General features: G+C 60.2%; 18 protein-coding genes. 6 read left to right on the forward strand and 12 right to left on the reverse strand.

The annotated features are described in order from the left end of the window. Positions 1 to 20: 20 nt before the first annotated feature. From EV679_RS12890 to EV679_RS12915, 6 genes are all read right to left on the reverse strand, one after another. Positions 21 to 1,199, reverse strand: coding sequence for an acetyl-CoA C-acetyltransferase (locus tag EV679_RS12890; RefSeq protein WP_130487429.1), 1,179 nt, complete (start codon positions 1,197 to 1,199; stop codon positions 21 to 23). A gap of 285 nt (positions 1,200 to 1,484) precedes the next feature. After that, a complete protein-coding gene (locus EV679_RS12895; RefSeq protein WP_068369941.1) occupies positions 1,485 to 2,609 on the reverse strand; it encodes an ABC transporter permease in 1,125 nt (374 codons plus the stop codon). A gap of 10 nt (positions 2,610 to 2,619) precedes the next feature. Continuing rightward, complete coding sequence (gene rbbA, locus EV679_RS12900) at positions 2,620 to 5,430, reverse strand: ribosome-associated ATPase/putative transporter RbbA (protein WP_068369938.1); 2,811 nt, start codon at positions 5,428 to 5,430, stop codon at positions 2,620 to 2,622. 2 nt (positions 5,431 to 5,432) lie between these two features. Further along, on the reverse strand, positions 5,433 to 6,503 hold the full coding sequence (locus tag EV679_RS12905) for an HlyD family secretion protein (RefSeq protein WP_130487430.1): 1,071 nt from the start codon (positions 6,501 to 6,503) through the stop codon (positions 5,433 to 5,435). Between the two features lie 45 nt (positions 6,504 to 6,548). Then, a complete protein-coding gene (fabI, locus tag EV679_RS12910) occupies positions 6,549 to 7,319 on the reverse strand; it encodes an enoyl-ACP reductase FabI (protein WP_130487431.1) in 771 nt (256 codons plus the stop codon). 1 nt (position 7,320) lies between these two features. Continuing rightward, positions 7,321 to 9,051, reverse strand: coding sequence for a PHA/PHB synthase family protein (locus tag EV679_RS12915; RefSeq protein WP_130487432.1), 1,731 nt, complete (start codon positions 9,049 to 9,051; stop codon positions 7,321 to 7,323). A gap of 264 nt (positions 9,052 to 9,315) precedes the next feature. On the opposite strand from EV679_RS12915, the gene EV679_RS12920 reads away from it, so the two are divergent. The 3 genes from EV679_RS12920 to EV679_RS12930 are packed head-to-tail and all read left to right on the forward strand — an operon-like array spanning position 9,316 to position 12,973. Further along, entirely contained in the window at positions 9,316 to 10,584 is a 1,269-nt protein-coding gene (locus tag EV679_RS12920; RefSeq protein ID WP_130487433.1) for an O-antigen ligase family protein, read from the forward strand. Between the two features lie 5 nt (positions 10,585 to 10,589). Continuing rightward, positions 10,590 to 11,873, forward strand: a complete 1,284-nt coding sequence (locus tag EV679_RS12925; RefSeq protein ID WP_242611500.1) for an oligosaccharide flippase family protein — start codon at positions 10,590 to 10,592, stop codon at positions 11,871 to 11,873. After that, positions 11,870 to 12,973, forward strand: coding sequence for a glycosyltransferase (locus EV679_RS12930; RefSeq protein WP_130487435.1), 1,104 nt, complete (start codon positions 11,870 to 11,872; stop codon positions 12,971 to 12,973). Before EV679_RS12925 ends, EV679_RS12930 begins: the two co-directional genes overlap by 4 nt. 46 nt (positions 12,974 to 13,019) lie before the next feature. Here the strand turns inward: EV679_RS12930 and EV679_RS12935 are convergent, their stop codons facing one another. The 3 genes from EV679_RS12935 to EV679_RS12945 all read right to left on the reverse strand — a co-directional run bounded on the left by EV679_RS12935 (position 13,020) and on the right by EV679_RS12945 (position 16,533). Continuing rightward, the gene (locus EV679_RS12935; RefSeq protein ID WP_130487436.1) at positions 13,020 to 14,129 is read right to left on the reverse strand and encodes a glycosyltransferase family 4 protein; all 1,110 of its coding nucleotides are present in this window, start codon (positions 14,127 to 14,129) and stop codon (positions 13,020 to 13,022) included. An 11-nt stretch (positions 14,130 to 14,140) separates the two neighbouring features. Continuing rightward, positions 14,141 to 15,415 (reverse strand): exopolysaccharide biosynthesis polyprenyl glycosylphosphotransferase, encoded by a 1,275-nt coding sequence (locus tag EV679_RS12940; RefSeq protein ID WP_130487437.1) that lies wholly within the window; start codon positions 15,413 to 15,415, stop codon positions 14,141 to 14,143. Positions 15,416 to 15,600: 185 nt separating this feature from the next. Continuing rightward, a complete protein-coding gene (locus tag EV679_RS12945; RefSeq protein WP_130487534.1) occupies positions 15,601 to 16,533 on the reverse strand; it encodes a DMT family transporter in 933 nt (310 codons plus the stop codon). A 339-nt stretch (positions 16,534 to 16,872) separates the two neighbouring features. Here EV679_RS12945 and phbB point away from each other — a divergent pair, with 339 nt between their 5' ends. The 3 genes from phbB (at position 16,873) to EV679_RS12960 (ending at position 19,860) form a co-directional block, all read left to right on the forward strand. Next, entirely contained in the window at positions 16,873 to 17,610 is a 738-nt protein-coding gene (gene phbB, locus EV679_RS12950) for a beta-ketoacyl-ACP reductase (protein WP_130487438.1), read from the forward strand. A gap of 12 nt (positions 17,611 to 17,622) precedes the next feature. Then, positions 17,623 to 18,606 (forward strand): phosphate acetyltransferase, encoded by a 984-nt coding sequence (locus tag EV679_RS12955; RefSeq protein ID WP_083969543.1) that lies wholly within the window; start codon positions 17,623 to 17,625, stop codon positions 18,604 to 18,606. Between the two features lie 66 nt (positions 18,607 to 18,672). Further along, positions 18,673 to 19,860, forward strand: coding sequence for an acetate/propionate family kinase (locus EV679_RS12960; protein WP_130487439.1), 1,188 nt, complete (start codon positions 18,673 to 18,675; stop codon positions 19,858 to 19,860). 135 nt (positions 19,861 to 19,995) lie between these two features. On the opposite strand, the gene EV679_RS12965 is transcribed toward EV679_RS12960, so the two are convergent. The 3 genes from EV679_RS12965 to panC form a co-directional block, all read right to left on the reverse strand. After that, positions 19,996 to 21,276, reverse strand: coding sequence for an MFS transporter (locus tag EV679_RS12965; protein ID WP_068369907.1), 1,281 nt, complete (start codon positions 21,274 to 21,276; stop codon positions 19,996 to 19,998). A gap of 47 nt (positions 21,277 to 21,323) precedes the next feature. Beyond that, positions 21,324 to 21,797 (reverse strand): hypothetical protein, encoded by a 474-nt coding sequence (locus EV679_RS12970; RefSeq protein ID WP_127774506.1) that lies wholly within the window; start codon positions 21,795 to 21,797, stop codon positions 21,324 to 21,326. 428 nt (positions 21,798 to 22,225) lie between these two features. Then, positions 22,226 to 23,053, reverse strand: coding sequence for a pantoate--beta-alanine ligase (panC, locus tag EV679_RS12975; RefSeq protein WP_130487440.1), 828 nt, complete (start codon positions 23,051 to 23,053; stop codon positions 22,226 to 22,228). Positions 23,054 to 23,061 lie beyond the last annotated feature (8 nt).

Here is a 23,061-nt window from a genome sequence, read left to right on the forward strand (position 1 = left end):
CGGCCAGCAAAAGGGCAGGATCAGCGTTCAATGGCGATAGCCACGCCCTGGCCGCCACCGATGCACAAGGTGGCCAGGCCCTTCTTGGCATCGCGGCGGTTCATTTCATGAACCAGCGATACCAGGATGCGCGCACCCGACGCGCCGATGGGGTGGCCCAGTGCAATGGCGCCGCCATTGACGTTGACCTTGCTGTTGTCCCATTGCAGTTCACGGGCAACGGCCAGCGATTGTGCTGCAAAGGCTTCATTGGCTTCGATCAGGTCGAGGTCCTCCAGTTTCCAGCCAGCCTTTTCCAGCGTCTTGCGCGTGGCCGGGACCGGGCCCAGGCCCATGACGGAGGGATCGACTCCGGCACTGGCGTAGGACTTGATCCAGCCCAGCACGGGCAGGCCCAGTTCCTTGGCTTTTTCGGCGCTGGCCAGCAACAGGGCGGCGGCGCCGTCGTTCAGCGTGGATGCATTGCCGGCGGTGACAGTGCCGTCTTTCTTGAAAGCAGGGCGCAGGCGGGCCAGCGTTTCCAGGCTGGTGTCCGGGCGCGGCTGCTCATCGGTTTCGATGCGTACGGGGTCGCCCTTGCGTTGCGGGATTTCGACCGGAGCGATTTCGTCCTTGAAGCGGCCGGCCTTGATGGCGGCGCCGGCTTTCTGCTGCGATTCGTAGGAGAACTGGTCCAGCTCTTCACGCGTCAGGCCATAGCGCTCGACCAGGTTTTCCGCCGTGATGCCCATGTGGTAGTCATTGAAGGCGTCCCACAGGCCGTCCTGGATCATGCTGTCGAGCAGCTGGGCGTGCGCCATGCGCAGGCCGGTACGCGCCTTGGGCAGCACATAGGGCGACAGGCTCATGTTTTCCTGGCCGCCGGCGATGATCAGGTCGGCGTCGCCGCTGCGGATGGCCTGGGCGGCCAGGTGCACGGCCTTGAGGCCGGAGCCACACACCTTGTTGATGGTCAGCGCGGGCGTTTCGACGGGCAGGCCGGCATGGATGCTGGACTGGCGTGCCGGGTTCTGGCCCGAACCGGCTGCGAGCACCTGGCCGAGGATCACTTCGTCGATGGCTTCGGCAGGGATGCCGGTCTTGGCGAGCAGGTGCCGGATGACCGTTGCACCGAGCTCATGGGCAGGGGTATGGCCCAGGGCGCCCTGGAAGGCGCCGATGGCGGTGCGGGATGCGGCGAGAATTGCAACGTCACTCATGATTCGACCTCATTGAGACATAACAGAAAAATGACCACGCGCCAAAGCGCAAGCCCCGGCCTGCTGGCCGAGGTCAAGCAGAGCATTGTCCATACGGTGCCGAAGTTGCCCCGGTATGGTGGTGGCGCATCCCGGCCAGCCAGCCTGGGTGCACCGCCGGTATCCGGACTGCACACCTGCCGGTGTTGGGGCCGGGCAGGCGAGAGTTCGGATAATCCTTATATCAACACTGTATTGCATTTCTGCCTGCCCGCAAACCTCCGGGCAGAGACAGACGGGACGGTATCAGGCCATGCGGGTAATGGTTTTCCGGAAGCGGCTGAGCGAAAACCCGAACAGTGCGCAACCGATCAGGAAGAGCACCAGGAACGGCTGCCAGACCACATCCAGGCCGGCGCCCCGGAACAGGATGGCCTGGCTCAGTTCCACATAGTGGGTGTTGGGCGCGAAGTACATGATGTCCTGCACGAACTGCGGCATGCTTTCACGTGGCGTCATCGAGCCGGAAAGCAATTGCAGCGGTAGCAGCGCCAGAATCAGCAGCAGGCCGAACTGCGGCATGCTGCGCGCCAGAGTGGCGAAGAAAATCCCCATGGACGTGGTGGCGAACAGGTGCAGCGCGGTGCCGGCAATGAAGAGCAGTACCGACCCTTCCACCGGTACCTTCAGCAACTGCATGACGACCAACAACAGCGAAAGCGAAGCCGCCACCAGCACGACCAGTCCCATGGACCAGACCTTGGCCAGCATGATCTGCGTGGGCGTGACGGGCATGACCAGCAGGTGTTCCACCGTGCCATGCTCGCGCTCGCGTATCAGCGCCGCACCCGTCAGGATGATGGACAGCATGGTGACGTTGTTGATGATCTGCATCAGCGCGCCGAACCAGGACGGTGTGAGGCTCGGGTTGAAGCGCATGCGCATCGCGAGCTCCACCGGAGCGACCTGGGCGCCGCGATAGCGCTGTAGGAACTCGTTGACCTCGGCCAGCACGATCTGCTGGATATAGCTGCTGCCGGTGAAGGCCTGGCTGACGCGGGTTGCATCGACATTCAGCTGTACTTCGGGGTTGAGGCCCGCCAGGACATCACGCTGGAAGTTGGGCGGAATGTCCAGGACGAAGGTGTATTGCCCGGAGTCCAGCGCGGCGTCCATCTGTTGCGGTCCTATCATGTCCGGCGCTGTGAATTGCGGCGGGTAGAAGGCTGACGCAATGCGTGCCGACAATGGGGAATCATCTTCATCCACAACGGCGATGGAGGCGTGGTTGAGGTTCTCCGGCATGGAGGTGGCGGCAGAGTAGACCGACACGGTGAAGGTGTAGACGATCAGCACCAGCATGATCGGATCGCGCGCCAGGCTCCAGAGCTCCTTGACGCCCAACCGGAATATATTTTTCAGCCCTTGCATGTGGTTTCCTTCAGCGCTCCTGTTTGTTCAGCAGGGCGATGGCCAGGCCCAGAATGATGGGCACGGACACGGCCATGGCCCAGAACTCGGGCCGCAGGTCTGAGATGTAAAGCGCCTTGTTGAAAATGCCGCGGCTGATGGTCAGCATATAGCTGGCCGGATGCAGTTCACCGATGATGCGCCCGGAGCCTTCCAGCGACGACACCGGGTTGATCAGGCCGGCGAACTGAATGGCCGGTATCAGGGTGCCGATGATGGTGAAGAACATGGCGGCGATCTGGCTGCGAGTGAAGGTCGAGGCCAGCAGGCCGAAGCCGGTCGCGGCCGTGCAGTAGATCAGTGCGGCCAGCGTCAGCGACAGGAAGCTGCCCTTGACCGGCACGTCGAAGACCACGATGGAGAAAATCACCATCAGCACGAAGCTGATCATGGCCAGCACTACATAGGGAATCTGCTTGCCGAGCAGGAACTCCGCGCGGGTGACAGGCGTGACGTAAAGATTGATGATGGAACCCAGCTCCTTTTCACGTACGACCGACAGTGCAGTCAGCATGGCGGGCAGCATCAGGAGCAGCAGGGGAATCACTGCGGGCACCATGGCGACCAGGCTCTTGACGTCCGGGTTGTAGCGGAAGCGGGTTTCCACCGATGCCGCGTTGGCGTAGTTGATGCCCAGGCGTTCCTTGGCTTGTTGCTGCAGCCAGGTCATGTGCATGCCCTGCACGTAGCCCTTGACCGTTTCTGCCCGTGAGGGCATGGCGCCGTTGACCCAAACGCCTATCTCCACGGAATTGCCGCGACTGACGTCGCGGGCGAAGCCCGGGGGGATTTCGATTGCCAGGGCCAGTTCGCCGCTGCGCAGGCGCTTGTCCACGTCTTCATAGTCGCGCAACGGCGGTTGTTCGACGAAGTAGCGTGAGCCCGATAGGTTGAGGGCGTAGTTCTGGCTCAGCCCGGACTGGTCATGGTCCAGGACGGCGAATTTCAGGTCCTCGACGTCCATGCTGATCCCGAAGCCGATCACGAACATGAGGATGAGGGAACCCAGCAGCGCCAGCGTGGCGCGCAGCGGGTCGCGCTGCAGCTCCAGCATTTCGCGCCACATGTAGCTGAACATGCGGTTGACGCTGAACGCCTGGTGCTTCTGTGGCGGGTGTGCGGTATCGGGTGCACCGCTGGCGACCAGCGCGGGCGCGGCATCACCGGCCTGCGCCGCCTTGGCGTCCTTTTCGGCGGCGGCGTCTGCCTTGGCCTGGGCCGGATCGTTCTGTTCGATGGCCTCGACCAGGTACGAAATAAACGCTTCTTCGAGATTGGCCGAGCCGCGCTTGCGTACCAGTTCTGCCGGCGTATCGCTGACCAGCACCTTGCCGGCGTGCATCAGCGACATGCGGTCACAGCGCTCGGCTTCGTTCATGAAGTGGGTGGAGATGAAAATGGTCACGCGATCGCGGCGTGCCAGTTCTATCATCAGGCGCCAGAAATTGTCGCGCGCCACCGGGTCCACGCCCGAGGTCGGTTCGTCGAGGATCAGCAGTTCCGGCTTGTGCACCATGGCGACGGCCAGCGACAGGCGCTGGCGCACGCCCAGCGGCAGTTGCTCGGGCAGGGTTTCCATGACGTCCTGCAGTGCGAAGCGCTCCGCGCTTTCCTCGACGCGGGCCGGGATATCGGCTTCCGGGACGGAAAACAGCCGTGCGTGCAACACCAGGTTCTGGCGTACGGTCAATTCGCCATAGAGCGAGAAGGCCTGCGACATGTAACCGACGCGGCGGCGCGTTTCGATATCGTTGGCGGCAATTTCCTTGCCGAACAACCAGGCCTGGCCTTCGCTGGCCGGCAGCAGGCCGGTCAGCATCTTCATGGTGGTGGATTTGCCGCAACCGTTGGAACCAAGGAAGCCGAAAATTTCGCCACGGCGAATGCGGAAGCTGACATGGTCGACGGCAACAAAATTGCCGAAGCGCATGGTCAGGTCCTTGGCCTCGATGGCGATTTCGTCGTCATCGTCGTCTTGCAGCGGGGTGATCACGACGGCTTCGTGGTCGCGTTTTTTTTCTTCCGGCAGCAGCTCAATGAAGGCTGCTTCCAGCGAGCTGGTACCGGTACGCTGTAGCAGCTCCTTGGGCGTTCCGGTATCCAGAATCTTGCCGCTGTCCATGGCGACCAGCCAGTCAAAGCGCTGGGCCTCGTCCATGTAGGCCGTGGCCACCAGCACGCTCATGCCGGGGCGCTCGGTGCGGATGCGTGCGATCAGGTCCCAGAACTGGGCTCGCGCCAGCGGATCGACCCCGGTGGTCGGTTCGTCGAGAATCAGCAGGTCGGGGTCGTGGATCAGCGAGCAGCACAGCCCGAGCTTCTGCTTCATCCCGCCGGACAGTTTGCCGGCCGGACGATCCAGGAACGGGTGCAGGCCGGTGGCGCGTGTCAGGTCATCAATGCGGCGGCGGCGTTCGGCGGCATTGTGGCCGAACAAGCGTGCAAAGAACTGCAGGTTTTCTTCTACCGACAGGGTGGGATAGAGGTTTTTCCCCAGCCCCTGGGGCATGTAGGCGATGCGCGGGCAGACCGAATCACGGTGCGCCTTGCTGCGCATGTCGCCACCCAGCACTTCGACGGTACCTTGCTGAACTGCGCGGGCGCCAGCAATGAGCGATAGCAGGCTGGACTTGCCGACGCCGTCTGGGCCGATAAGGCCGATCATGAGGCCGGCAGGAATATCCAGCGTGAAGTCCCGCAGCGCGGAGACTTCGCCGTAATTCAGGCTGACGCCTTCCAGCCGGACGGCGACGTCCTGCGGGGATTGAGAGGGCTGCGGCATGATTACTCCGGCAGCCGGACCTGCAGGGATTCAGGCCATTGGGCGTTGCTGTCGATCTTCACCCAGGTGACGCCGGGCAGGCCGGTCTTGACTTGCGTGAGGTGCTTGCGCAGCAGTTCCGGGTCGATGCGGGCCTTGACACGGAACATCAGCTTTTCGCGTTCGCTGGCGGTTTCGACGGTCTTGGGTGTGAACTGCGCGGTGCTGGCCACGAAGGATACCGATGCCGGGATCACCAGCTGCGGCGCGGCGTCGAGGATGATGCGCGCTTCAGAGCCGAGCGCCACCTTGCCGGCTTCCGTCGCCGGCAGGAAGAATGTCATGTAGACGTCGGACAGGTCGACGAAATTGAGCACCTTGCCGCCGGCGCCCAGCACTTCACCGGGTTGTGCCACGCGGTACTGCACGCGGCCGTCGCGCGGAGCGATCAATTGGCTGTCCTTGATGTCCGCTTCGATGCGGGCAATGGTAGCCTGGGCGGCGGTGACTGCAGACTCGGCACCTACGACCTGTGCCCGGGCCGCTTCGATGGCGGCATCAGCGGCTGCAACCTGGGCCTTGGCGGCCTCGACTGCCGCCTGGGCGCTGCGCACCCGGGCGCGGTCGTCGTCCAGTTCCTGGCGCGAGGTCGCGCCACGCTGGGCCAGCGTTTCAGAGCGGTTCAGGCGTTGGCGCGCAGCCAGGTGTTCGCTTTCGCGTTGCAGCACGGCAGCTTCGGCAGCACGCTTGTCGCTGATGCGGGCTGCCACCTGGGCCTTGGCGCCGGCCACGGTGTTGATGGCCTTCTGCAGGTTGGCCTTGGCCTCGTCGCGCTGGGCTTCCAGCACGTCTATCTGCATGGCGGCCAGCGGTTGCCCGGTAGTGACGAAATCGCCTTCATTGACCGCGATGGATTCAACCCGGCCGGCCAGCTTGGTCGACACGTCGATTTCCGTGGCCTCGATGCGGCCGTTGCCCTTGGCGAAGCACGGTCCGGGGCCTGCATTCTGGGATGCCTGCCAGGCGTAGTAGGCGCCGCCAGCGATGGCGATTACCAAAACGGGGACGATGAATTTCCTGATTTTTGGGTTCATGCGTAGTGCCTGCTGAGTTCTGATCCGGAGCCGCGCTGGGCGGACTCAATTGAGAATGTGAAAAGCGTTGTCTACGAACAGCGTGCTGCCGGAAATGGCACGCGCCGCGTCCGATGCGAGAAAAGCGCAGAGGGCGCCAGCGTCTTCGATATCAAGAGTATGCCGCAATGGCGCGCGTTCCATACTGTCCTTGATCAAGGAATCGAAACCCGCGATGCCGGAAGCCGCCCGTGTTTCCAGCGGCCCGGGAGAGACGGCATTGACACGGATGCCGCGGGGCCCCAGTTCGCTGGCGAGATAGCGGACGCTGGCTTCCAATGCTGCCTTGACCGGGCCCATGATGCCGTAGCCGGGCATGACAGCCTGGGCACCCAGGTAGCTGATCGTCATCATGCTGCCGCCTTGGGCCATCAGCGGCTCGGCATCCCGGGCCAGCCGGATGAAGGAATGGCAGGAAAGATCCATGGCCTGGGCAAAGCCTGCGGCGGAGCTGTCCAGCACCCGGCCGTGAAGGTCGTCCCTGGGGGCGAAGGCAACCGAATGCACCAGGAAGTCCAGCCGGCCCCAGCGCTCGCGCAGCGTGTCGAATAGCGCCTGCTGTTGCGCGGTGTCGCTGACATCCAGCGGCAGGCGCAGTGTGGCGCCGATTTCATCGAACAGTGGCGTGACATAGGGCAGTGATTTGTCGGAGTACCAGGTCACGGCCAGCTCGGCACCCGAGGCGCGCATGGCACGGGCTGCGCCCCAGGCAATGCTCTGATCGTTGGCGATGCCCACGACCAGGCCTTTTTTGCCGGCAAGGTTGGCTGAACGCATCCTACTTCTCCAGGACATACTGGCCGGGCGCAGCTTCCAGCGGGCGGTAGCCGGCCTTGGCGGCGCCCATTGCCGGCGGATTGACCTGCTGTGAGCTGGAATGGCGGGCAAGCCACTGCTCCCAGGCCGGCCACCAGGAGCTTTCCTGGCGCGCAGCGCTGGCCTGCCAGTCATCCGGGGACTGGTAGGGCGCGTCGTGGGCGTGGGTGGCGATCTGATAATGGCGGCGCGGATGCCCGGGAGGCGACACAATGCCGGCGTTGTGCCCGCCGCTGGTCAGCACGAAGGTGATCTCGGTCGTGGTGAGGTGGTGTAGCTTATAGACGGATTGCCATGGCGCTACGTGGTCGGTCACCGTGCCGACCGCGAAAATCGGTAGCGAAATGTCGCTGATCGCGACCGGCCGGTTGCCGACCGGGTAGCGGCCATGCGCCAGGTCATTGTCGAGGAACAGGCGGCGCAGGTATTCGCCGTGCATGCGCGCGGGCATGCGGGTGGCGTCAGCGTTCCAGGCCATCAGGTCGTTCAGGCCACGGCGGTCGCCCAGCAGGTAGTCATTGACCATCTTCGACCACAGCAGGTCGTAGGAGCGCAGCATCTGGAACGCGCCGGCCATCTGGCTGCCCTTGAGGTAGCCCGTCTCGCGCATCTGCGCTTCCAGCATATTGACCTGGCTTTCGTCGATGAACAGGCTCAGCTCGCCCGGCTCGCTGAAGTCTGTCTGGGCGGCAAACAGCGTCATGGTGGCCAGGCGCTCATCTTTGTCGCGTGCCATCGCTGCGGCGGCAATGGCCAGCAGGGTGCCGCCCAGGCAGTAACCCACGGCGTGCACGCGCTGCTTGGGCACGATGGTGTTGACGGCAGCCAGGGCGGCAAAAATACCGCTCTGCAGATAATCATCCATGCCGAGATCACGTTCGGCGACGCCAGGATTCTTCCAGGAAATGCAGAAAACGGTATGGCCCTGGTCGACCAGATACTTGATAAGCGAGTTGTCCTGCGACAAATCCAGGATGTAGTACTTCATGATCCAGGCCGGAACGATCAGCACTGGCTCGGCATAGACCTTGGGTGTTGCGGGCGAATACTGGATCAACTCCATCAGCTGATTGCGCAGGACCACCTTGCCAGGCGTGGCGGCCACCTGCTTGCCGGGAATATAGTTTTCCGCACCCTCTGGCGGTTCATCGCTGCGCAGGCGGGCGATATCGTCGAGCAGGTGCATCATGCCGCGATAAAGATTGGCGCCGCCCTGGTCGCGCGTTTGCTGCTGCACGACAGGGTTGGTCAGCAGCTGGTTGCCGGGAGAGAACACATCCAGCCACTGGCGCGCGGCGAAGGCGACGACATTTTCGTGATGCTTGCTGACCCCGCGAATACCGGTGGTGGCCTCATGCCACCACTGTTGCTGCGCCAGGAAAAGCTTCTGCCAGAACGAAAACGGCCATTCCTGCCACGCGGGCGCGGCGAATCGGCGGTCCTGGGGAGCTTGGGATGTCTCGCAAACCCCGGCCATCTGCGGCAGGGTGCAGAGCAGGTCCGAATACTGCCGCGCTGCCAGCGCACCCAGGCTCAGCTGCTTGCCCGGCGACATGGCCAGATGCAGGCCCCAGTCATACGCCGCCAACAGCATCGAGGCCGGCGACAGCCCGCCGGTCATGCGGGCCAGGGCAGCGTAAGAGGATTGATCCAGTTGGGCTGCGGCGTCTTGCAGTTCTTGCGATACGGGCATGGCGGCGAGTTGTTCCTGATATGAGAGCTAGGAGGGGGCTGAAGAAGGAATGCGATAGAGTGTTGAGCGTATCAACCTAATTTGAAGTTTTTCTTATTTTTGCATAACGGCAGGGTTTTTTGTCTGTTTGTAACGCATTGTGATCCCACGACGAGAACAAGGCGCGTTTACCCTGTTTTCAATTTGATAATTTGAGTGAAGGCGTATGAGTCCGAGCAATAGTTTGCGATAATCGGAGCTTTGCCAGCTAGATAAATCATTCCAATGATGCAAGTGTTATCGGTTCGTTCGGAAAGTCGCAGCCCCTTGTTTTTTATGGTTTTGGTGGCGTGTTTATTGACGGCATTAGGAGATTTGAGAAATGTATTGACTCCGCTGGGATATTGGATTGCATGGGCAGCATGGGCTGCTGCATCTTTGTGCCTGCTGGTGTGTCAGGATCGTCGCTTTCTATCTCGGCTATGGTCGGATATGCCTTGGCCCGTTCTTTTCGCATTCATGCTGCTGATTGCAGGAATGCTGTTGACGGCGTTGATTGTGCCGCAATATCTGGCGCTGTATCAGGCCGTCAAGTTGTTGGTCATTGCATTTCTTTTTTTGGTCTTTTTAATGGTGGTGCAGTGGGTGCCGCCCGCACGAGTGGTCAGTGCGATTTGTTATGTATTGATCGCGATGGCAGGATTGTTTTTGATTGCCAAGTTATGGGGCGAGCCATTGTTTATTCTTTTTGGGGATGGCCGTCAGGGAATAATCGTTGCCTGGCCCGGTGAACTGTGGAAACCGGCCGTGCTATTCCTGTCCTTGCTTATTGCGGATCTGTATGTGTCTCCGCAGAAATGGCTCAGGGATGGTGCATGTATTGGGATATGCCTTTATCTGCTCAAATTGGACGGTTCTCGTACTGGATTGTTGCTAGTGCTGTGCTTGGCAGTGGCACTTGCATGGCCGTTGCTGTGTAGCGCAGCATTCAGGCAGAAGATGCTGCGGCCGGGCTGGGTGGTCTCCTGTTGCATCGTTTTGCTGGTTTTTGGTATGGCGGATTCCCGCATTGAAATAAGTGGGCTTGATGAGGAGGATGGAATCAGCACGCTTGCCTGGGAGCGCTTGAAGCAGGGGGATGAAGACAGGCTGTCCTTGCTGAGGAACGGCTGGCGGCATGCTCAGCAGTGCCTGCCATTCGGCTGTGGTTTCGAAACGACTGCGTCGATGAGCCATGGGGTCATCATGTCGGTTCATAATGCATATCTGGCGGCATTGGGTGACTTTGGCCTATTGGGGGCTCTTGGTATGTTGGCATTTCTGCTGGTATCAGTCTGGCCATTATGGAGATTGTGGCGCGAAGAAAAAAAGAAGCCACAGCCGTCCGTTGAAGGACTGAGTGCGAGACAGATATATCTGATCGGTGCGGCACTGGGTGCTTTGGCATTTTGCTGCACCCTGATGTTGCATACATTCACCAGTGAGATGTCTGAGTGGGGATTTTTTTCCTTGCTATTGGCAATGTCGTGGACACTGATGGGAAAAAAAGTGTGAGTGAAATGCAAGGGGGGTACGCCACGGTTGCCAAAAATGCGGCCGCATTGTATGTCGTGCAGTTGGTGGCTTATGCTATTCCGATTCTTGAAATTCCCATATTGGCACGCGCATTGGGCGTTTCGCTGTATGGGGAGGTTTTGTTTTGCCAGGCGCTGGCATTGACGCTATCAATTTTTGTAGAGTATGGCTTCAATATCAATGCGTCCCGCCAAGTGGCTTTGTTGCAGAATGACAAGGTGGCATTGTCGAGACTGTTCTGGGATATTACGCTGGCCAAAATATTTTTATTTTTGCTGCTGGCTGTACTGCTGGTCGTGATCTGGGGGACAGGATTGCTGGATGGTTTCTTTTCCCATCCGGAGCTGATGCTGTTTGTTCTGGCCTATTTTGCGACGTTTGGGTTTAGCGTCATGTGGTATTTCCAGGGGCGAGAGCGGCTTGGAGGCTACATCGTGCTGGATGTGGTGCTGCGGGGCCTGGGCTTGGCGGTACTGGCGTTGACGGTGCAGGAACCAGAGGATTTCCTGTTGGCTCTGCCCATCATGGCCTTGCCCCCCTTGCTGCATACCGTGCTGGGGAATGCATGGTGCCTGAAAACGCTGGGTTATGCGGGGTTTCGGATACGCGGGGCTTGGGATGAACTGAGGGAAGGCTTCCACTTCTTTATCTATCGCAGTGCGGGGGACATTATTCTGGCGTCCGCGCCGATGCTGTTGGGGCTGATCTCGGGTAATCGAGCGGTAGGGGAATTCGGTCCTGCAGAAAAGCTGGTGCGCGGCATGACCCGTCTGGCCACCCCTTTCCTGACTGCAGCCTTTCCTTTCTTTTCCAGAAAATTCGGAGCAGGTGGCAAGGCTTCAGTGGTCGGCGCCTTGCGGGTATTGATAGTGATCGGAGCCCTCTCCCTGTTGGGAACTGTCGTTGGTTACGCGTTGGGTGAATGGGCGATTAACTTGATGTTGGGGCCGGGCTTCTCGACGGCTTTGAGCATTTTTTACATCTTGTTGGCAATGGCACCTTTACGCATCATGAACCAAAGCGTGGCCATGTTGTTTTTGATACCGGCGGGACGCGCGCGGGCAGCCAGCTATCTGTTATCTGCATTTTCGTCGGGCGCTATTGTTTTGGGTGCTGTGTTGGCGTGGTTGTATGAAGGGCGCGGCATGGCGTTGGGGCTGCTGACAGGAGAGTTCCTGCTGTTCGTGGCCCAGGCGTTGTATGCGCGAAAAATTGCAGGCTCAGGTAATGTGACGGCGTCACGGGAAGAAATGGCAGATTTGAAATGAAGATTCTTTTTGTAACGACTGGCCTGGGCTTGGGCGGGGCTGAGCGGCAGGTCTGTGATCTGGCGGATCGTCTGGTTGCCGCCGGGCACGATGTAGCGATTGCCTACATGGTGGATGGCATTAGTGTCCGGCCAGGGAATGAGGCCGTCAGGCTGATTCCCCTGCACTGCAAGAAAACTCCCCTGGGATTGCTGCAAGGTTTTCTCCGTTTGCGCCGCCTCGTCAGGGAGGTAAGGCCGGATGTGGTGCACAGCCATATGGTGCATGCCAATATCCTGACTCGTCTGGCACGGATTGGTTGCCGGATGCCTCGCTTGATTTGTACGGCCCACAGTACCAATGAGGGCGGCCGCATATGGATGCTTGCCTATCGGTGGACCGATAGACTGGCTGATGTCACGACCAATGTCAGTAAGGAGGCGGTCAAGGTTTTTGAAGAAAAGGGAGCGGTTCCTCCAGGGAGAATGGTGGCGATCTATAACGGCATAGATGTCGAACAGTTTGCCGTTAATCCCGTGCAACGAGAACAGCTGCGCGAACAAATGGGCGTTGAGCCACACCATCGTTTGTTGCTCGCGCTGGGCCGGCTGGTGCATGCCAAGGGGTACGATATCCTCATTGATGTGTTTGCCCGCATGGCAGGCGAAAACGACAATCTGAGGTTATGGATAGCGGGCGAAGGGGAGTTGAGGCAGGCGTTGCAGCAACAGATTAATGCAGCAGATCTGCAGGATAAAGTGCTGTTGCTGGGGGCTCGTAGCGATGTTCCAGCATTATTGAATGCGGCGGACGTATTTGTGCTGCCTTCCCGCTTTGAGGGCTTTGGCCTGGTGGTCGCGGAAGCAATGGCGTGTACCAAGCCTGTCGTGGCGACGGATGCGGGTGGCGTGGCTGAAGTGATGGGAGGGCATGGGTGGCTCGTGCCTGTGGAAGCACCCGAGCGACTGCGCCTGGCCGTGGAGGAGGCACTGACATTGACGCGTGAACAACTGGCTGTGAGCGGCAAGCAGGCGCGTCAGCATATTGTTGACAATTTTGGTATCGACGCCGCCTTGCGCCGCTGGTTGGACCTTTATCAAACCGGGACTGTATCCCCTTGAGGCGATAGCAGCCGGGTTGGCTGCCAGTCGGGAATGCCAGCCTTGCCTATTTGCCGTTGATGACCTGAACGTAGAGATCAAGGGTGCGCGAGAGCATGAGTGAAAAAGAGAACTGTTGCTCGTACTTTGTCCTTCCTGCATTCCCATAGGCCTGACGCAACTCAGGATTCTGGGCCAGGTGTTCCAATGCGTGGCGTAGGCCCTTTACATCGTTACGACCGATGAGCATGCCGGTTGTTCCTGGAAACACCAGCTCCTTGACGCCACCAACATCGGATGCAACGACGGGAATACCGGCCCGCATGGCCTCAATGATCGAAAGAGGCAGTCCTTCCCAGGCGCTGCTGAGCACAAATATATCTGCCCGGGCGAGGCGTTCTGGGATGTCGTCGCATTCGCCGGGGAAATCGACCTGATGTGCGACCTTCAAAGTTTGGGCCAGGTGCCGGGTGTCTTCCAGCAATGGGCCGTCGCCGATGAGTTCCAGTCGCCAATCCGGGATATCTGAACTGGCAAGGGCGCGAACGACCGAAGCCTGGTCTTTTGGGGGACTGAAACGAGCCACCATCGTCACGTTAAGTTGGCCTTGTTCTGGGCGTGAGGGGCCTGAATGACGAAGATGACTGTCATGTACACCATTGTGAATGGTGACCAGTTTTCCCGGGGGAGCGACCCGCATTTTTAATGCGAGTTGTCGGTCGTATTCGGAAACCGTAATAATTCGCTGAGCAAGAAAGGCGCACATTTTTTCGATGTGCTGATAAACCTTTCTTTTGTTTTTGGATACGCCTTCTGTAAAAGCCCAGCCATGGGCGGTGAAAATGCACGGTGTTTTTGTTATGCGTGCAGAGATTCTGCCAATGATGCCGGCCTTAGATGAGTGCAGGTGAATGATATCTGGTGAGAAATCTCGGATATGGTGTGAGAGTTCTTTGACGGCACAGATATCTTGCCATGGAGATATTTCTCGCACCATGTGTTGCAGGGCTTGGTAGGGAATGCTCCGTTGTCTGGCGAGAGTTGCCAACTTGCCGGTACCGCCGGCGAGTAAAAGAACCTCGTGACCTGCTACCTGGGCACCGGCCGCTAGATCCAGAACGTGAAGGCTGGCGCCGCCGATCGAATCCGACTGGGTAATGACGTAAAGTATTTTCATCTTAAAAATCGCTATCTGGCGCCAAAACCGGTCAACATGATCTTTACGGTCAGGATGATAATGATGGCGTCCAGTGCGATTGAGCAGTGCTTGATGTAATAAAAGTCGTGCTCGATTTTGACTTGTGTTTCATCTGTACTGGCGGTATAGCCTTGACGTACCTGAGCCCAGCCTGTAATGCCGGGCTTGACGATATGACGGTAATTGTAGAAAGGAATCTGGCAGTCGTATTCCTGCACGAAAGATGGCTGCTCGGGCCGGGGCCCGATAAGACTCATATCCCCTTTGAGAATATTCAGGAATTGTGGTAATTCGTCAATGCGAAGTTTTCGGATGACACGGCCAACGCGAGTAATGCGAGGGTCTTCCTCACCAGCGAACTGTTCCGGAGCATCTCGATCGAAGCGCATGCTGCGGAATTTGTAAATGGTAAAGGGCTTGCACCCTTGACCAATGCGGGTTTGGGTGTAAATGACAGGTCCAGGGCTTTCAAGGCGAATCAGAACCGCTGTAATCAGTCCGATGAATAGCGCCAGAGGCAGGAACAGAAGAACCAGGGCAATATCCATCAGCCACTTGATGATGGTATAACTACGGCTCGGAAGCAGTGAGCCGATGTTGTTTTCCGACATTCTGTGGATCTTGACTCTGCCAGTCAGGGATTCATAAATCTGGCGTGCGTTGTACACCGCGATATGCTGAAGGGCGCACTGCGTCAGAAAACGCTCAACTTCAGGCGTCAGGTTGCTGAAGTCCGCGACGATCCCGTCATAGCGGCGATTCTGGAGGTCCAGGACTTCCAGGCGGCGCCCGTCTATGGATTCCAGGTTGATCAATTCCTCCGTGTACTTGCCCCCGGGAATAATGGCCAGTTTCAGCCTCGCGTATTTTTCGGTCAGAACATATTCAATATGCAACCAGATCAGGGCCATAATGCCGCTGCTGACCAGCAGGAAACGAGACACTTCGATGCGCAACAGCAAGGCGATGGTGATCGCCAGGCCATAGATCACAATGATCTGCGGGGCAATGAACCCGAGGGAGCGGCCGCCTGGGTAAATTTTGCGCAGCCGATTGACGGCGAGATTGCTCAGCACAAATGCGATGCTGGTTACAGCGAGTGCAGTTTTTTGCCCTTGGTCGGGGGTCAGCAAGCTGGCCAGGGGCCAGGAAAACGAAAAAGGCAGGGCGATACTGATCACCCAGCCCAACAGGAGTGAAAATGGCCTGGAGAGCAACAACTGCTCGTGAATCCGGCCAAAGCGGCGATGGGGCAGAGAACTCATCTACAAGGAATAATTTTTTGTGGGGTGTCACCAGAACTCAGGATATTAAAGGGAAACAGCCGGCGATGTGATGAGAAATCCGATATTTATTGTCACAACTGAATCAATTTAAAACGAATTGCTGATAAGTAATCCGAGACAGAGTTGGTTCGGGTTTGTGTCAATAATCTAATTGAGAATTATGATTATTTGTGTAATTGACGTTTGCGAGCGCTATACCATTCCAATATCCCGATCGCAATCCCGCTGCTGCAAATAATCCCTATTCCAACCCAGGACCATGCATCCGGCATGTGGCGGTAGATGATCCAGCCCCAGGCGCAGGCGCCCAGGATGTGGGCATAGTTGAAGGGGGCGAGGACCGAGGCCGGGGCGCTGCGGTAGGCCTGGATTTGCAGCAGGTGTCCGAGCGCGCCGAAGACGCCCGTGGCCAGCAGCGGCAACCAGTAGAAGAGCGGCGCATCCCAGAGCGGCTGCCAGGCATCCTGGAAGAAGAACAGCGTCAGTGTCAGTGCGATGGTGCCGAACAGGCCGCTCCAGATCAGGGAGGTCAAGGCGTGGTCGTTGGCGAGGCGGCGCGTGACGATGAACTGGCCCGCCAGGAAACAGGCGGTCAGGATGCCATACAGGACGCCGATGGGGTCCAGGCCGCTGCCCGGGCGGACGATGAACAGCACGCCGATGAAGCCCGCCAGCGCCGCGATCCAGCGCGAGCGCTTGGGCGGTTCGCGCAGCAGCCAGGGGGCCGCGCTGAGCATGATGAGCGGTGCGAGGAAGATGATCGCCGTGGCTTCCGCCTGCGGCAGGTAGCGCAGCGTGGTGAAGGCACAGAGGGTGGTGAGCAGCATCAGCAGGCCGCGCACCAGCTGCGGCACAGGCTGGGAAGAACGCATGACTGTCATGCCCTGCTTGGGCAGTACCAGCGCCAGAACCAGCACGACATGGATGAGGTACCTGACCCAGGCTGTCAGCAGTACCGGCATGCCTGCCAGCATCAGCCATTTGCTGCTGGCGTCCAGTGTGCTCAGCGTTGCCGTGGAGGCAACCAGGAGCAGGATGCCGGAAAGATAACGGGTGGCGGGCAGGCTGGTATTGAAGGGGGCGGAGACAGGTTTCATGGCATCGGTTTTTTTTATTGTCTTCAAGATACCGTATTCCTGCCGGGCGTTGGGTATTCAAGGATGCAATGTGTCGGGACGGGGCGGATGAGTGATTAGTCGAAACTGAAATAACTTGAAACCGCTTGCACAGAATTCGCGCGGGAATAAGCGCTTTTCTTGTGCAGCGCCTTGCTCTGCGTCAATATCGCCGCAGTGCGCCATGTTTTTTTAAGACAACCTTGGTACCATCCAGAATATTCTGAAGTAAGGCAATTTCTCGACTGGCGCTGGTTTTGCCGGTTGTTCCCGGTGCCGTGGACCCACCATGGCGCCGTTAAAAAAACGTAGAGGGAAGCTATGACGCAAAAAGTTGCATTGGTTACCGGTGGTATGGGCGGCATTGGAACGGCGATCTGCCGCAAATTGGCCGATGCAGGTTTCAAGGTCATTGCCGGGGCGAGCCTGTCGCGCGATCCCAAGGCCTGGCTGGAAGAGCAAAAGGCGGCTGGCTATGAGTTTCAGGCCATGCTGAGCGATGTGTCTGACTGGGAGAGCACCCAGGCGGCGGTCGCCAAGGCCGTGGAGACGGTCGGCCCGATCGACGTGCTGGTCAACAATGCAGGGATCACCCGTGATGGCGTGTTTCGCAAGATGTCGCTTGAAAACTGGCGTGCCGTTATCGACACCAACCTGAACAGCTTGTTCAATGTGACCAAGCAGGTGATCGAGGGAATGGTCGAGCGCAAGTGGGGGCGCGTGATCAATATCAGTTCGGTCAATGGCCAGAAGGGGCAGTTCGGCCAGGTGAACTATTCGGCTGCCAAGGCCGGCATTCATGGCTTTACCATGGCGCTGGCCCAGGAAGTGGCAGCCAAGGGGGTGACGGTCAATACTGTTTCGCCGGGCTATATCGCGACGGAAATGGTGCGTGCCGTTCCTGAGGAAGCATTGCAAAAGATCGTGGCCGGCATTCCGGTGCGCCGCCTGGGCGAGCCGGTGGAAATTGCCTCTATCGTGGCCTGGCTGGCTTCCGATGAAGCGGGTTTTGCCACTGGCGGGGATTTCTCCGTCAACGGCGGTCTGCACATGATGTGATGCGAGCCTGACATGACACAGCAACAGGTGGCCGGCCATCCGGCAGGCAATACTCAGTCCAGCTCCCAGGGCGGGGCTCATTACGAAGCCCTGATTGCCAAGGCCAAGAGCCTGAAGGCTCAAGTGTGCGCCGTGGCGCATCCTTGTGATGAGGTTTCGCTGTCGGGGGCGTTGGAAGCCGGCCGCCTGGGCCTGATGCAGCCGCTGCTGGTGGGCCCCGAGGCCCGCATCCGCAGCGTTGCCGAACAGGCCGGGCTGGATTTGAACGGGGTGGAGATTATCGACACCCCGCACAGCCATGCGTCGGCAGAAGTTGCGGTCCAGCAGGTACGTTGCGGCCGTGCCGCGCTGCTGATGAAGGGCAGCCTGCATACCGACGAGCTGATGAGCGCCGTGGTGGCGCGCGAAACCGGGCTGCGCACCGGGCGCCGCATCAGCCATGTGTTCGTGATGGAAGTGCCGTCCTATACCTATCCGCTCTTCATTACGGATGCAGCGATCAACATCAACCCCGATCTTGAGGCCAAGGCCGATATCGTACGCAACGTGATCGACCTGCATATCGGGCTGGGCCTGGGCGAGCCACGCGTAGCGATTCTGTCGGCGGTGGAGCAGGTTACGCCACAGATCCCGAACACGATTGTTGCTGCGGCCTTGTGCAAGATGGCCGATCGCGGGCAGATCGCGGGTGGGGTGCTGGATGGCCCGCTGGCGCTGGATAATGCCATCGACATGGATGCGGCGAGGATCAAGGGGATCAAATCCCCGGTTGCAGGCCGCGCCCAAGTGCTGGTGGTGCCGGATCTCGAAGCCGGGAACATGCTGGCGAAGAACCTGATTTTCCTGTCTGGCGCCAGTTCCGCCGGGGTGGTAGTAGGCGCCCGCGTGCCTATTATTCTGACGAGCCGGGCCGAGCATATGCGTGCCCGACTGGCTTCGTGCGCGGTCAGTGCCATTTACGCCAATTACCTGCTGCGTCAGCGGCCAGTAGTCTGAGCGTGTGCCAGCCATCGCTAAGCGGCATATTCAGTCAACGTAGTACACCGAGGTTTGCAGCCCGTCATGGACGATACGATTCTGGTAGTCAACGCTGGTAGTTCCAGCTTCAAGTTCCGGCTTTACGGTGTGCCCGCCACGCGGGACCCTGCGGCACTGGAACCGTTGCTGGATGGCCAGGTGTCGGGCATAGGCGGGCGGCAGCCGCATTTCAAGGTCAAGGCGGCTGACGGGCAGCGGCTGGCTGATCAGTTGCTGACGCCGGAGGCGGCGCGCGACATAGGCGCAGCGCAGGAGCTGCTGAGTAACTGGCTGGCGGATCGTCTCGATAATCCGCCGGTGGCCATCGGCCATCGCGTTGTGCATGGCGGGCCGGATTTTACCGAGCCGGTGCGGGTGGATGCCAAGGTGCTGCAGCAATTGCATGCCCTGGTGCCGCTGGCGCCGTTGCATCAGCCTTCGGCGCTGGAAGCCATCGAGGTGATACGCCGGATTGCTCCCGATATGGCCCAGGTGGCGTGTTTCGATACGGCGTTCCATCGCACGCACTCGGGCGTTGCAGACCGCTATGCCATCCCTGAAGCCATGTTCGAGCAAGGGGTGCGCCGCTATGGATTTCATGGGCTGTCCTACGAGTTTATCCAGCGGCGCATGCGTGAAATCGCGCCTGCCCTCGCAGCGGGCAGGCTGATCGTGGCTCATCTGGGCTCGGGTTCGTCGGCCTGCGCCATGAAGGACGGCCTGAGCGTGGACAGCACCATGGGTTTTACCGCGCTGGACGGTCTGCCGATGTCGACCCGGCCGGGGCGGCTGGATGCCGGCGTCGTGCTCTGGATGATGGAACGCGGCATGACGCCCGAACAGGTCCAGCGCGTGCTTTACAAGGAAAGCGGCATGCTGGGGCTATCGGGCATCAGCGCCGATATGCGCGAGATTGCCGCCAGCGATACCGACGCCGCCCGGCGTGCACGCGAATACTTTGCCTGGCGTACGGCCGAAGGCATTGCCGGCCTGTGCGTCGCGATTGGCGGGCTGGATGCGCTGGTGTTCACGGCAGGGGTCGGTGAAAACGATGCCGCTGCACGGGCGTTGATCTGCGAGCGGCTGGATTGGCTGGGCGTGCGGTTGGACGCCACCCGCAACCAGGGGTGCGCAACCCTGATTTCGGCTGAGGACAGCCGGGTTGCCGTGTATGTGGTGCCGACCAATGAAGAACTGGTGATTGCCGAACATACCCTGGCCTTGCTGCGTTGAACGAGCTGGCTATTCGCGTGTGGGCCTTGAAGGCAGGCCCAGCGTATTGAGGGAAAAACCGGGATGCAGTGTATCTGCTGCATCCCGGTTTTTTTGTGGTCAGGACAAATGCCTGGCCGGCCATCGGGCCAAGGTTTAGGCCTGGTGGGGTTGGGGGGGAGTGGGGCGGGAGCCTCGGGCGATCGCGGCGGCCAGCATGGCCGAACAGCACATGGACGCGCCAGCGGCAAGCCAGGGGCCCTGCAGCTTACCGGCATCCATCATGACGCCGAAAATCAGCGGGCCGAGCGCGGCGCCGACATCCATGCCGGAATACACCAGGCCGTAGACGGCGCCGACCGACCCCTTGGGCGTGACGCGGCGGATCAGCATGTCGCGCGATGGGCCTGCGATGCCGGAGAAAAATCCTGCCAGCGCGATGGCAGCCAGGACTGCCTGCGAAGGAATCCAGTTCAAGGCCACCAGGACGAGCATCAGGCCGGACAGGACCAGCGCTGCGCCGATGACTAGCTCATTGCGTGCGCTGGCCCGCGCCATGAAGCCACCGGCCAGCATGCCCAGCGCCGAAGCGACCATATAGCCTGACAGGGCCGAGCTGGCCACGATGGCGGTCAGGTGATGGACGTTCTCGAGGATGGGAATGGTGTAGTTCTGGACCGACGAGAAGGCCAGTGAACTGGTGGCGAAAAAGGCGAAGGCAGCCCATAGCACGGGGTTGCGCAGCAGGGACATCAGGCTGGCAGGGACGGCCGCAGCATGGCCGGGCTGGGCAGTTGCCGCCAGGGCGGCCTGTTTGCGCCGCGTTATGCTGTCGCCGAGGTGGTCTCGCCCCAGCAGGCACAGCAGCAGGACGACACCCGCCAGCAACCCGGCGCACAGCGCAGCGCTGCGCCATCCGGCCACGACGCTGATCGTGCTCAGGAAGACCGGCGCCAGCGCCCAGCCCAGGCTGCCGGTCAGCAGGTGCAGGCTGAAGGCATGCCCCAGCCTGGAGGGGTGGATGCGCTGGTTGATGATGGCGTAATCCACCGGGTGGAACACGGAATTGCCCAGTCCTGCGATCAGCGACGCCAGGATCAGGACCGTGTAGTTGGGGGCTGCGCTGATCAGCAGGCCTGCAGTCATGAAGCTGCCCAGGCCGAACCAGAGTACGCTGCGCGCGCCGATACGATCGACGATGAAGCCCGAAGATGCCTGCCCGACGCCGGAGGCCACGAAGAATAGCGAGACCAGCAGGCCAAGCTGGGCGTAATCCAGGCCGAAAGCCAGGCCCAGCGAGGTATACAGCGTTGGAATGACGAGCTGGAAGAAATGCGAAGTGGCATGGGCGATGCCCACCAGCGTAATGGTGTGCCAATCGCGATTCGCGGGAGGTTGCTCGTTTTCGGGCAGGGTGGAGGATGCCGTGCGGCTCATACGGGGCTCTGTGGCCTGGGAACAGAAAAAGAGTCAGTCCAGGCAGATCAGGCCTGGTGTGACGGCAGCGAACGCCATTGCGCGTGCATGGACCAGCGGCGCGCCAGTTCATCGCGCAGCAGGGCGGCGTTGTCCGGGGTCAAGGCCAGCCGGGAGTTCAGGTGCGAGCCGTCGCGCATTTGCATGGCGATGCCGTAGCTGGTGAACTGCTTGGTCCGGTTGGGCAGGCCGACGCGGCCGACATAAAGGCCGCCGGCCAGGGCCAGCGCGAAGATGAACGCATAAACGACCGGGCCGCCATTGCTCAGTATGATGCCGATACTGGTGCCAAAGGAGATGCTGATCGCGATGAAGGCGACCGTACCCAGCAGCCAGCCGCCCATGCGTTGTTCCGTTACCTTGGCATTGGGGTGGAATGCAATGCTGGAAATCTGTTCGCGGGGGTACACCTGGCCGTCAAGAGTCAGGGCGTCGTCCTGCAGGCCGTAGGCGGAAGAGGTGTCGGAAGTTTGCATGCTCATGGAGGGGAGATCCTGAATCCGGAAATGCACAGGTGCGAAAATGCACAGGGAAAAACGAAAACTGCCGCGCAAAATGGCATGATCCGCCGTGCTCGGGCCAGGCCAGAGGCTGCGCTGGCAGCCAGCAGAGCGCTGGCCGGAATATCGGGCAGGCAGATGACGGAGCACCATCAAACGGTATCATTCGCAAGTGTAGCTTGAGTCTGCTGAAGCTGCGCTGAAGCCCCTGTTGCGCTGTGTATGTCTGGGCGGACGTTGGCGGGCGTGTGCCGGAAGCACGGTTGCGGCAGAGGCACTGCACAAGCGGGCCGCCTGTGCCAAAGCGTCATGTTTCGGGGCGGGGGGCGAGCAGGAAGGCTGCCGGCAAAGATGCTGCCTGGCAGCGCCGAGCACCCCTGTTCGCGGGGGCTCGGCGCTGAACGTCAGGCTCAGAGCTCGAGGTTGTCGATCAGGCGGGTATTGCCCAGCCGGGCCGCGCCCAGAGCAACCAGGCGGGACTCGTCGGGCGTCGGCAATTGCAGGGTATCGGCCTGGCGCAGGGTCAGGTAGTCGGGTTTCCAGCCCTGGCTGGCAAGTTGGGCCCGGGCTTCACTTTCCATGGCGGCCAGGTCGCGGCGGCCTTGATGCCAGGCATCTGCCAGGGCTTGCAGGGCGGCATGCAATTGCGGCGCGGCCTGACGTTCGGCATCGCCGAGATAGCCATTGCGTGAAGACAGCGCCAGGCCGTCGGCCGCGCGTTCGGTGGCGCCTGCCACGATTTCCACCGGCAGTGCAAACTGGCGCGCCATGGCGCGTATGACCTGCAACTGCTGGTAGTCTTTCTTGCCGAATACCGCATAGGCGGGCTGCACGCAACAAAACAGCTTCATGACGACTGTGCAGACGCCGGTGAAGAATCCGGGCCGGAATTCGCCTTCGAGGATATCCGCAATGGCCGGATCTGGCTGCACCTTGAAGGTCTGTGGTGCTGGATAGAGATCGCCTTCACGCGGTGCGAACAGGATGTCGCAGCCATTTTGGCGCAGTTTTTCGCAATCGGCTTCCCAGGTACGTGGGTAGCTGTCGAAATCCTCGTGCGGCAGGAACTGCAGCCGGTTGACGAAGATGCTGGCCACCGTGGTATCGCCCAATGTGGCGGCCTGGCGCACGAGCGAGAGGTGCCCGTCGTGCAGGTTGCCCATGGTTGGAACGAAAGCCGGGCGCTGGCTGTCGGCCAGCGCGGTACGCAGTTCAGCGGGGGTATGTACGATTTTCATGATGTGCG

Source organism: Kerstersia gyiorum, assembly GCF_004216755.1.
Lineage (GTDB): Bacteria > Pseudomonadota > Gammaproteobacteria > Burkholderiales > Burkholderiaceae_B > Kerstersia > Kerstersia gyiorum.